We start from the raw sequence: 11066 nt of genomic DNA, 5'->3' as shown, positions 1-11066 counted from the left end.
GTCGCGGCTCCCGGCGCCCGCCTCACCCGCTCCGGCAGCGGCCTACTCCCAGGCTCAGCCCCAGGCCCCGGCCGCCCAGGCTCCCGCCGCGCAGGCCGGCGCACCCGTGCCCGGCGGCCTCGACCCCCGCATGCTCTGGCCGAACATCCTGGAGTCCGTGAAGAACCGCCGCCGGTTCACCTGGATCCTGCTCAGCCAGAACGCCCAGGTCAGCGGCTTCGACGGCACCACGCTCCAGCTCGGCTTCATGAACGCGGGCGCACGGGACAACTTCTCCAGCAGCGGCAGCGAGGAAGTGCTGAAGCAGGCGCTGGCGGAACAGTTCAGCGTCCAGTGGAGGATCGAGGCGGTCGTCGACCCGACGGGCGGCGGCCCGGCGGCCCCGGCGACCGGTGGCTATGGCGGAGGCGCTTCCTCCGGTGGCTACGGAGGCGGGGGTGGCGGTGGTGGTGGCTACGGTGGTGGCGCATCGACGTCGTCCCCCCACCAGCAGGCCGCGCCCCCGGCACCAGCATCCTCATCCGCGCCCGCGTCGGCATCGGGCGCCCCCCGTCCCCAGGCCTCCGCCCCGGCACCGCAGCGCTCGGCCCCGGAATCCCCGCCCATCGCCCCCGAGGACGACACCGCCGAGGACGACGACCCCGACCTCGACGAGTCCGCCCTCTCCGGCCACGAACTGATCGTGCGTGAGCTGGGGGCGACGGTGGTGGAAGAGGTCTCGAACAACGAGTAGGCGAGGGGAGCGCATCCAGCCCGTCCGGGGGTTCCCAGTGGGGGAGCTTGAGGACAAGCCCCCGGCGAGGCCCGCACCGGCACCGGCAGGCGCTCCCCACCCCGACCACTAAGCTGACCCCCGTGAAGGTCCTCCTCATCGGTAACGGCGCCCGCGAACACGCCCTGTGCCGCTCCCTGTCCCTCGACCCCGACGTCACCGCGCTGTACTGCGCCCCCGGCAACGCCGGCATCGCCGAGGTCGCCGAGCTGCGCCAGGTCGACCCCCTCGACGGCAGAGCCGTAGCGGCGCTGGCCCTGGAGCTGGGCGCCGACCTGGTCGTCGTAGGGCCGGAGGCGCCGCTCGTCGCCGGGGTCGCCGACGCCGTGCGCGAGGCGGGCATCCCGGTCTTCGGGCCCTCCGGGGAGGCCGCGCAGCTGGAGGGCTCCAAGGCCTTCGCGAAGGACATCATGGCGGGAGCCGGTGTTCCGACGGCCCGCTCGTACGTCTGCACGACGCCGGAGGAGGTCGACGAGGCCCTCGACGCCTTCGGTGCCCCGTACGTCGTGAAGGACGACGGACTCGCGGCCGGCAAGGGTGTGGTGGTCACCGCCGACCTCGAAGAAGCGGCCGCACACGCGAACTCCTGCGACCGTGTCGTCATCGAGGAGTTCCTCGACGGCCCCGAGGTCTCCCTCTTCGCGATCACCGACGGCGTGACGGTCCTCCCGCTCCAGCCCGCCCAGGACTTCAAGCGCGCGCTGGACGACGACGAGGGCCCGAACACGGGCGGCATGGGCGCCTACTCACCGCTCCCCTGGGCCGACCCGAAGCTGGTCGAGGAGGTCCTCCAGACGGTCCTGCAGCCGACGGTCGACGAACTGCGCCGCCGCGGCACCCCCTTCTCCGGCCTCCTCTACGCGGGCCTCGCGATCACCTCGCGCGGCGTCCGTGTGATCGAGTTCAACGCCCGCTTCGGCGACCCGGAGACCCAGGTGGTCCTGGCCCGCCTGAAGACCCCGCTGGCGGGCATCCTGCTCGCGGCGGCGAACGGCGCCCTCGCCGACCTGGAGCCCCTCCGCTGGAGCGACGACGCGGCGGTCACCGTGGTCATCGCCTCGCACAACTACCCCGGCACCCCGCGCACCGGCGACCCGATCACCGGCCTCGCCGACGTGGCCACCGAGGACGCCCCGCACGCGTACGTCCTGCACGCGGGGACGAAGCACGACGGCGACGCGGTCGTCAGCGCGGGCGGCCGGGTGCTCTCCGTGACAGCGACCGGCAAGAACCTGAGCCAGGCCCGCGACCGCGCGTACACCGCCCTCGGCCGCATCCACCTGGACGGCTCCCAGCACCGCACGGACATCGCGGCCAAGGCGGCGGCAGGGGAGTAGTACCGATACACGTCGATGAACCTCTCGGGCCCCGGATCCGTCTAAGGATGCGGGGCCCGAGGGTCTTTGCAGCGCGTCCGAAGGTCTCCCAGGCCACTCCCAGACGATTCCCAGACCACTTCCGGACCACTCCCAGACCCCTCCCAACTGCCACTTCGTCGTCGCCGTGTGTCATCCACCTCTCCCCAAAGCCATTCCATCGGGTGACCGATCCCCCATCCGGCTGACGAGGACCGGGCCCCCAACTATGGTGCGGCGCAAGCGTTCCGGCACTTGGCCCACCGGCATTGCGATGTCAGTGGTGGGTGCCACAGTGGGGGAGTGAGCAACGTCAGGGTGAGAGCGGAAAAGGTAGGGGGTGACGTCCGGTCGTGACCGGTATGGGTGTGGAGGCGGGCGCGCAGGTCGCGCGTTCCCGGGCCCTCGCCGTGCTGCGCATCCGCAGCAGGGCCCTGGCCGTCGCCCTGCTGCCCGCGGCCGTCGCCGTCGTGCTGCTGGCCGGCGGCTCCACCGGCCACCTCGTGGGCGGCACCTGGGACCTCGCCCGCTGGATCACGAGCGTCGCCGCACTGGTCGTACTCCTCGCCGCGGCCGCCGTCGCCCTGGTCGTCGCCCGCGCGCGCCCGGCCATGAGCCCCACGGTCCCGATCGCCGAGGAATCGGCCCTGGACCTCTACCACCTGGTGCGCGACCTGGCCGACCGCCTCGGCGTCCCCGCCCCCTCCGCGATAGCGCTCACCCCGGACTGCGACAGCTGGCTGGAGGACCGCACCCACCCCGCCAACGCCCCGCCCCCGCCGGAGGGCCGGGACGAGATATCCGGCGTACGAGGTCTGCGCCCCGTCTTCCAGGGACAGCGCCGGCGTGCGGCGGCGACGGCATCGCCTGTCCTGGTGATCGGCTCGCCCTTCCTGTGGTGGATGCGCGTCGCTGAGCTGCGAGCGGTCCTCGCACCGGTCGTCGCGGGTACGGGACCGTCGGCGAACCCTGACATCGCGGCGGCGCGGCGCTTCGTACGGGGCCTCGACGCGGCCGTGGCCGTGGCCGCTGCGCACCGGCGCGACCCCGTGTCCCGTGCGGCGCTCGCGGGCGTCGGCTGGGTGGTGAGGCTGCTGCTGCGCAGCTGCCGGGTGCACGCGTCCGAGATGGAGCGCGGGGTCGCGGCAGCCGCCGCCGAGCGCGCACAGGCCGTGGACTACGGGCTGCGGATCGTCGCGCAGGAGCAGGTCGGCCTGGCGTACGCGGGCTGGGACCGGCTGCTGACCCGGGTCGCGCTTCCCGCCTGGCGGATGGGCCGCTGGCCGGCCAGGCTGGACGCGGGCGTCGTCGCGGCGCTCACGGAACTGTCCCGCCGCGACCGGCTGGCCGAGGGCTTCACGTCCCGGCTGGGCGAACGTCCGGCCTGCGACCTCCTCGAAGAACCCGGTCTGGTCGACGAGGCGGCCTCACTGCTGGCCGCCCGCCTCTTCCACGGCGGTCCGGCCGAGCCCGGCCCGGACTGGGCGCCGGTGGACTGGCAGGAGTACCCGGAGGAGGTGGTCGACCGTAAGTGGCGGATGGACGCGGCACGTCTCCACCGGGTCCTGGACGCTCTGGACGCACGGGGCGTCCACCGCGCCTCCGCACCCGCACGCCAGAACCCCGACGCCCCCACCCTGTCCCGCGTGATGAACCACCTGACGACGCCCCAGCCCCCCGCAGCGGCAACGACAGCGGCAGTGCCAACGGCAGCAGAGACTGCAGCAGAGACGGCGAAGGACGAGTACGCGGACGAGTACGGGTCCGGAGCCGGGGACGAGTACGGGGATGGAGATGGCGACGACGAGCGGGTGGGAAGCGAGCGCGGTGAGGCTCTCGCCGCCGGGCTCAGTGCGGAGGTCGCCCGCGAGGAGGAGGCGGCGGCGCCGGTGAACGGACAGCAGGCCCCGGCAGGGCTGACCGGTCAGGGCCCGGACACGGCCCTCTGGGACGAGGGCTCGCTGCCGCTGTTCCCGTTGCAGCCTCCGCGCACCGGTCGCGAACTGCTCGCCGATCACGTCACCGCGATGGTGTGCTGTGCGGCGATGGACACCGCGGGCGCGATGCCCGGCCTGGACTGGCTCGACGGCCCCTCGCTCCTCCTGAACGGTGAGCGAGCGGCCGACCTGGGCCCAAAGGTCCTGACCCTCATAGAAACGGGCGACCCGGCCCCCCTGGACGCGTGGCTCCGCACGACAGGCGTACGCCCGGAGAAGCCCGTACGCCTGGTGTGACGCGGAGGATTCCTCGGGGCGCGGCCCCCGGAGTGCCGGGGGCAGAAAACCGGCCGGAGTCCTCTCTTCCACTTCTGGTCAATCGGCGACGAATGGTGACGGAGTGCGTGCGTAATGTGATGTGCTGGGACCGATCGCGCACATGGCAATCGCACGGGACATAGGACAGCTTCCGGGGGAGCCAGGGAAGGACGCAGTCATGGGGCCGCAGCCGATCCGCCGCTGGGAGTCCGGAGCACTCGCGCACGCCGTCACGGACCCCTTCGGTCTGGGCCCCGTCCCCTGGCTCCGAGGCAGCGAGACCTACTTCGACGACACCGGCCACGTCGTCCCCTGGTACGTGGACCCCTTAGACCCGGCCGCCACAGCCACCCCGACCGCCGCCACACGCACGAGGGACACCAGAATCCCCGCCCCCCGCACCTCCCGCACCGCGCCCACCACCACCGGCGGCCCCCGCGCCGCCGACGACGTGCGCCGTCAGATCAAGGGGTTCGTCTCCACCGGCCCCGCCTCCCCCGGCGAGGCGATCGACTTCCACATCACGGTCGACCCGCCGCAGGAGTTCGCCGTGGACATCTACCGCATCGGCCACTACGGCGGTGACGGCGCCGCGAAGATCACCACCAGCCCCCGCCTCTCCGGCATCGTCCAGCCCGCGCCGCTCACCGCCGACCGCACGGTCTCCTGCCACCACTGGTGGCTCTCCTGGCGCCTGCAGATCCCGTCCTACTGGAACGTCGGGGCGTACGTCGCCGTCCTCACCACCGTCGACGGCTACCGCTCCCACATCCCCTTCACGGTCCGCGACAACCACCCGGCGGACCTGCTGCTCCTCCTGCCGGACATCACCTGGCAGGCGTACAACCTCTACCCGGAGGACGGCCGCACCGGCGCGAGCCTCTACCACGCGTGGGACGAGCGCGGCCGGCTCCTCGGCGAGGCCGACGCCGCGACCACCGTCTCCTTCGACCGCCCGTACGCGGGCGCCGGCCTCCCCCTCCACGTGGGCCACGCCTACGACTTCATCCGCTTCGCCGAGCGCTACGGCTACGACGTCGCCTACGCGGACTCCCGCGACCTGCACGCCGGCCGCATCGACCCCACCCGCTACCGGGGCCTGGTCTTCCCGGGCCACGACGAGTACTGGTCCACGGCGATGCGCCGCACCACAGAACTCGCCCGCGAGAGCGGCACCTCCCTCGTCTTCCTCTCCGCCAACACCATGTACTGGCAGGTGGAGCTGGCCCCGTCCCCGTCCGGCGTCCCGGACCGACTCCTCACCTGCCGTAAGCGTCGCGGCCCCGGAAAATCGGCGTTGTGGCGTGAAATCGACCGCCCTGAGCAGCAGTTGATCGGCATCCAGTACGCGGGCCGGGTCCCCGAGCCCACGCCCCTGATCGTCCGCAACGCCGACCACTGGATGTGGGACGCGACCGGCGCCCACGACGGCGACGAGATCGAGGGCATGGTGGCCGGCGAGGCCGACCGCTACTTCCCGCGCACCCAGCTCCCCGAGCACGACGACCGCATCCTCCTCGCCCACTCCCCGTACGCCGACAGCGAAGGCGCCCTCCGCCACCAGGAGACCTCCCTCTACAGATCCCCGTCCGGAGCCCTGGTCTTCGCGTCCGGAACGTTCGCCTGGTCCCCGTCCCTGGACCGCCCAGGCCATGTGGACGCCCGGGTCCAGCGGGCCACCGCGAACCTCCTGGACCGCATCTGCAAACGGGACTGACTGTTCCTTCTCGCTGCCCTCCTCCTGCCCCCGGCGAAAACGAGTGCTCCGCATACGGGAGAATCGAGCCACTTGGACATCACCACGGGGAGGAACCGTGTCCGGATTCGTAGAAAAGCCCGAGCCCCTCCAGGTTCCGGGTCTGGTGCATCTGCACACCGGCAAGGTGCGCGACCTGTACCAGAACGAGGCGGGCGACCTCGTGATGGTCGCCAGCGACCGTATCTCCGCCTTCGACTGGGTGCTGCGGACGGAGATCCCTGACAAGGGCCGCGTCCTCACCCAGCTCTCGCTCTGGTGGTTCGACCAGCTCGCCGACCTGGCCCCCAACCACGTCCTGAGCGCCGAACTCCCGCCGGGCGCCCCCGCCGACTGGGCGGGCCGCACCCTGATCTGCAAGTCCCTGCGCATGATGCCGGTGGAGTGCGTGGCCCGCGGCTACCTCACCGGCTCCGGCCTCACCGAGTACAACGACTCCCGTACGGTCTGCGGCCTGGCCCTCCCCGAGGGTCTCACCGACGGCTCCGAGCTCCCCGCCCCTATCTTCACCCCGGCCACGAAGGCCGCGGTCGGCGAGCACGACGAGAACGTGTCGTACGAGGAGGTCGCCCGCCAGATCGGCGCCGAGTCCGCCGCCCAGCTCCGCCAGGCGACCCTCGCCGTCTACTCCCGCGCCCGGGACATCGCCCGCGACCGGGGCATCATCCTGGCGGACACGAAGTTCGAGTTCGGGTACGAGAGCACGGCAGCCGGCGAGACCCTGATCCTCGCCGACGAGGTCCTCACCCCGGACTCGTCCCGCTTCTGGCCGGCCGACCAGTGGGAGCCGGGCCACGCGCAGCCCTCGTTCGACAAGCAGTTCGTACGGGACTGGCTCACGTCGTCGGAGTCCGGCTGGGTCCGTGCCAGCGAGCAGCCCCCGCCGCCGCTCCCGCAGCACGTCACGGACGCGACCCGAGCGAAGTACATCGAGGCGTACGAGCGTCTGACGGGCCTGAGCTGGACGTAGCCGGCCCGGCCCAGCACACGAAAAAGACCCCGGTCCATTGGACCGGGGTCTTGATCTGGAGCGGACGACCAGGTTCGAACTGGCGACCTCAACCTTGGCAAGGTTGCGCTCTACCAACTGAGCTACGTCCGCATCGCGTCCCAGTACGTGTCGTACATGCCGTACGTGCCGTGGCGCGAGAGCAACTATACCCAACCCCGAAGCCGTGCGAGCCGTACCGCCGCATGCCGGTTCTCCGCCCCGAGCTTCGAGACGGCCGACGACAGATAGTTGCGTACGGTCCCCTGCGACAGCGCGGCCCGTTCCGCGATCTCCGCGACCGGCGCACCGTCTGCGGCGAGTTCGAGCACCTCTGCCTCGCGCGGGGTGAGCGGCGAGTCACCGGCGGAGATCGCGTCGGCGGCCAACTCGGGGTCGACGTAACGGTTTCCGGCGTGCACGGTACGGATGATCTCGGCGAGGCGCTGCGCGCTGACCGTCTTGGGGACGAACCCGCGCACACCTGCCTCAAGCGCCCGCTTCAGATGCCCGGGCCGGCCGTGGCTGGTCACGATCAGTACCCGGCACTCCGGCAGTTCGGCCCGCAGTGATGTGGCGACCTTCACACCGTCCGCGCCAGGCATCTCAAGGTCGAGCACCGCGACGTCGGGCCGGTGCGCCCGGGCCATGGCCAGCGCCTCGGGCCCGGTGGCGGCCTCGGCGACGACCACGAGATCGTCCTCCAGACCGAGCAGCGCGGCCAGCGCACCCCGGATGAGGTGCTCGTCGTCGGCGAGCAGCAGCCGTACCGCGCTCATGAGGTCACCTCATTTACAACGAACCCCGAGCTTGCTCCGAGCCCCGACCCTTCCCCCGCAGGCAACGGCACCGTCGCGACCACCCGGAACCGCTCCCCACCCGGACCCACGACCCTCGCCTCCAGCCGCCCGTCGACCGCCGACAACCGCTCCCGCAGCCCGACGAGCCCGGACCCCGCCCCCGTCGTGCCCTCACCTGCCTCCTGCCGAACCCCGTCGTTCTCCACGGTCAGCACCACCAGCCCGTCACCGACCCGGACCCTCACTCCGCACCACCCGGCATCCCCGTGCCGCAGCACGTTGGTCGTCGCCTCCCGGACCACCCACCCGAGGGCCGACTGCACCTCGCCCGGCAGCCCGACCGCCTCCCCGGTCACCTCGCACGAGATCCCCGCGGCGGTCAACACCCCTTGTGCGCCCAGGAGTTCCGTACCGAGGTCGGCCTCGCGGTACCCCCGCACGACATCCCGTACCTCCCGCTGCGACTCCCGTGCGATGCGCTGCACCTCAATCATCTGGTCGACGGACTCGGGCCGTTCGCGCCGGGCGAGCTGTACGGCCAGTTCGCTCTTGAGGGCGATCACCGCCAGGTTCCGTCCCATCACGTCGTGCAGATCGCGCCCGAACCGCAGCCGTTCCTCGGCGACGGCGAGCCGGGCCCGGGTCTCGCGGGCCTCGTCGAGTTCGTACACGGCTTTGAGCAGCCAGACGGAGAAGGCGTACGTGAGCGTGATGAAGCCGGCGCCGAGCAGTACGGCCAGCCCCGTGCCGAGGGACACGGCCGCCGAGAGGCCCAGCGGGAGGGCCACGGCGACCGAGCCCCCGGCCAGCCCGGCCACCAGCCACAGCATCCGCAGTCTGCTGCGCAGGCCGAGGGTGAGGGTGCCGACGCCGAAGGAGATCACCCCGCCGAACAGGCTGCCGGCGGCGGTCTTCATGTCCTCGCCGCCCGGCCCGTGGGTGACGAGGACGAGAGCCGTGACCCCGGTCGCCGCGGTGACGGTGCCGAGTACGGCCAGCAGCCGCAGCGGCTGTTCCCGGGTCCCCCGGATCCAGTCCAGGGCTCGGGACGCGGTCACCGCGCAGAGCACGGAGTGCACGCACACCAGCAGGAACAGCCAGGGCGCGAGCCGTGCCCCCGCCTGCCCGAGGACGGGCAGTCCGATCGCGGTCACCTCGACGAAGGGGAACAGATGAAACGACCAGCGCGTGTACGTCTCCACCTTCGCCGGCGTGCTCTTGCGCCCCCACCAGCTCCCGGGCCTGCGCATTTTCCTGATCCCCTGTCCACTACGACCACTACGTCCGCTGCCGCCCACTACCGCCGCGGTTCCCAGCGGAACCACCGTCGTACAGCAAACACCGACAGGACGGTCCAGGCCAGGCCGGTCAGTACGGCGCCCAGGGCCTCGTACGCCGACAGGTCACCGGTCCAGGCGCCGCGTACGAGAGTGATCGCGGGCGTCAGCGGGAGGAACTCGCAGAACGAGGCGAGCCGGTCGGGCAGAAACTCCAGCGGGACGGTGATCCCGGAGCCGATGAACGACAGGAGCATCAGCGGCAGCGAGGTGACCTGCGCGCTCTCGGTGGTCTGGCTGAAGCTGGCGGTGAGAGCGGTCAGTGCCACAGCCGTCAGCAGGCCCAACAGCAGCCCGATGAAGGCGAGTTGGGGTGCCGGTGGCGCGTCGAGATCGAGCAGGACGGTACAGCCGACGGCCAGCAGCAGACACTGTACGAAGCCTGTCGCGACCGCCGGGAGCGCCGACCCGGTGAGTATCTCCACGTCGCGCAGCTCACCGGTGCGCAGCCGCTTGAGGACGAGTTCCTCGCGCCGGGCGACGAAGACGCCCACGAGGGCTGCGTACACGGCGAAGAGCAGCGAGAAGCCGACCGAGGCGGGCAGGATGAGCGTCCCGATGTTGAGCCCGGCCTCTTTCAGGTCCGTGTCCGACATGGCGGTCCGCACACTGAACGGCAGCACCAGCGGCACGAACAGGGCGGCGACGAGCGTGCCCTTGTTGCGCAGGAACAACGTCGACTCGGCCCGGGCCAGGGCCCGCATCCGCCCGGCGGGAGTCGTGCGACCGATACCGGCCGCAACCGCACTCGTACGACTCATGCGACACGCTCCTCGGCGACAGCGGAACCAGCGGAACCAGCGGAACCAGCGGAACTCTCCACGTCTGCCGACGCCTCCCGCGCGATCCGCAGAAACGCCTCCTCCAGCGAGGCCGACCGCACGTCCAGCCCCCGCAGGGTGACCCCGGCCTCCTCGGCCCACACCAGCAACCGCGTTGCCGCGCGCTGGAGTTCATGGGTCCGCAGCCGTACGACGCGCCCCTCCTCCTCGTACCCGCTCACGCCGAGCGGGCCGAGCGGCGGCAGGTCGCCCACGAAGTATCCGGCGGGCAGCTCGAAGGAGATCCGGGACGGCTGCGAGGCGGTCACCTCGGCGGGCGTACCGGCGGCGGCGATGCGCCCCTCGTGGAGGATGGCGAGCCGGTCGGCGAGATCCTCCGCCTCCTCCAGATAGTGCGTGGTGAGCAGCACGGTCGTACCGCCGGCGCGCAGCTCCCGTACCAACTCCCAGGTGGCCCGGCGCCCTTCGGCGTCGAGGCCGGTCGTCGGTTCGTCGAGGAACAGCACCTCCGGGTTGCCGAGGAGCGCGAGCGCGAGGTCGAGTCGCCGCCGCTCACCCCCGGACAACTGCTTCACGCGTACGTCGGTCCGCCGCTCCAGCCCGACGAGCGCGAGCGCCTCCCCCTCGGGCCGCGCCCCGCTCGTGCACCCGGCCCACATCCGCGCGGTCTCGCCGACGGTCAGCTCGGACGGGAAGCCGCCCTCCTGGAGCATCACCCCGGTACGCGGCCGTACGAGGGCCCGCTCGGTGTACGGATCATGGCCCAGCACCCGCACACGCCCACCGGCGGGCGGCGCCAGCCCCTCCAGCAGCTCGACGGTCGACGTCTTGCCCGCGCCGTTCGTGCCCAGCAGGGCGAAGACCTCCCCGCGGCCCACGGAGAACGACACCCCGCGCACCGCCTCGAACCCGCCCCCGTACACACGCCGCAGGTCAGTGACCTCAATCACGTGTTCGTGTTCGTTGGTTTCCATACCTTCAGCATCCCGGCGGGGAGGCGGAGAAGGCAGTGCGCGGTGTC

General features: G+C 71.9%; 8 protein-coding genes, 1 tRNA gene and 1 pseudogene. 5 read left to right on the top strand and 5 right to left on the bottom strand.

What is annotated here, in order from left to right; translation table 11 throughout:
* The 5 genes and pseudogenes from G3I71_RS33090 to G3I71_RS33070 form a co-directional block, all read left to right on the top strand.
* Positions 1-733 (top strand): annotated as a pseudogene (locus G3I71_RS33090) (DNA polymerase III subunit gamma and tau); the annotation flags it as partial.
* A 122-nt stretch (positions 734-855) separates the two neighbouring features.
* On the top strand, positions 856-2109 hold the full coding sequence (gene purD / locus G3I71_RS33085; RefSeq protein ID WP_164320429.1) for a phosphoribosylamine--glycine ligase: 1254 nt from the start codon (positions 856-858) through the stop codon (positions 2107-2109).
* 371 nt (positions 2110-2480) lie between these two features.
* The gene (locus tag G3I71_RS33080) at positions 2481-4361 is read left to right on the top strand and encodes a hypothetical protein (protein WP_164320428.1); all 1881 of its coding nucleotides are present in this window, start codon (positions 2481-2483) and stop codon (positions 4359-4361) included.
* Positions 4362-4560: 199 nt separating this feature from the next.
* Complete coding sequence (locus G3I71_RS33075) at positions 4561-6099, top strand: N,N-dimethylformamidase beta subunit family domain-containing protein (RefSeq protein ID WP_164320426.1); 1539 nt, start codon at positions 4561-4563, stop codon at positions 6097-6099.
* 97 nt (positions 6100-6196) lie between these two features.
* Positions 6197-7108: a phosphoribosylaminoimidazolesuccinocarboxamide synthase gene (locus G3I71_RS33070; protein WP_164320424.1), complete on the top strand. Its 912-nt coding sequence runs from the start codon at positions 6197-6199 to the stop codon at positions 7106-7108.
* A 56-nt stretch (positions 7109-7164) separates the two neighbouring features.
* Here the strand turns inward: G3I71_RS33070 and G3I71_RS33065 are convergent.
* The 5 genes from G3I71_RS33065 to G3I71_RS33045 form a co-directional block, all read right to left on the bottom strand.
* Positions 7165-7240, bottom strand: a tRNA-Gly gene (locus tag G3I71_RS33065).
* Between the two features lie 53 nt (positions 7241-7293).
* Entirely contained in the window at positions 7294-7905 is a 612-nt protein-coding gene (locus tag G3I71_RS33060) for a response regulator transcription factor (RefSeq protein WP_164320421.1), read from the bottom strand.
* Complete coding sequence (locus G3I71_RS33055; RefSeq protein ID WP_164320419.1) at positions 7902-9176, bottom strand: sensor histidine kinase; 1275 nt, start codon at positions 9174-9176, stop codon at positions 7902-7904. Before G3I71_RS33055 ends, G3I71_RS33060 begins: the two co-directional genes overlap by 4 nt.
* Positions 9177-9223: 47 nt before the next feature.
* The gene (locus tag G3I71_RS33050) at positions 9224-10024 is read right to left on the bottom strand and encodes an ABC transporter permease (protein ID WP_164320418.1); all 801 of its coding nucleotides are present in this window, start codon (positions 10022-10024) and stop codon (positions 9224-9226) included.
* Complete coding sequence (locus G3I71_RS33045; RefSeq protein ID WP_164320416.1) at positions 10021-11019, bottom strand: ABC transporter ATP-binding protein; 999 nt, start codon at positions 11017-11019, stop codon at positions 10021-10023. The genes G3I71_RS33050 and G3I71_RS33045 overlap by 4 nt, the downstream gene beginning before the upstream one ends.
* Between the last annotated feature and the right edge of the window lie 47 nt (positions 11020-11066).

It is taken from the genome of Streptomyces sp. SID12501 (assembly GCF_010550245.1).
Lineage (GTDB): Bacteria > Actinomycetota > Actinomycetes > Streptomycetales > Streptomycetaceae > Streptomyces.
This window is presented reverse-complemented; position numbering and strand designations above follow the sequence as displayed.

What these genes read in the sequence shown, in the direction of transcription:
- G3I71_RS33075 (WP_164320426.1), top strand. Translation starts at nt 4,561, where the DNA reads ATGGGGCCGCAGCCGATCCGCCGCTGGGAGTCCGGAGCACTCGCGCAC.
- G3I71_RS33060 (WP_164320421.1), bottom strand. Translation starts at nt 7,905, where the DNA reads ATGAGCGCGGTACGGCTGCTGCTCGCCGACGACGAGCACCTCATCCGG.
- G3I71_RS33055 (WP_164320419.1), bottom strand. Translation starts at nt 9,176, where the DNA reads ATGCGCAGGCCCGGGAGCTGGTGGGGGCGCAAGAGCACGCCGGCGAAG.
- G3I71_RS33050 (WP_164320418.1), bottom strand. Translation starts at nt 10,024, where the DNA reads ATGAGTCGTACGAGTGCGGTTGCGGCCGGTATCGGTCGCACGACTCCC.
- G3I71_RS33045 (WP_164320416.1), bottom strand. Translation starts at nt 11,019, where the DNA reads ATGGAAACCAACGAACACGAACACGTGATTGAGGTCACTGACCTGCGG.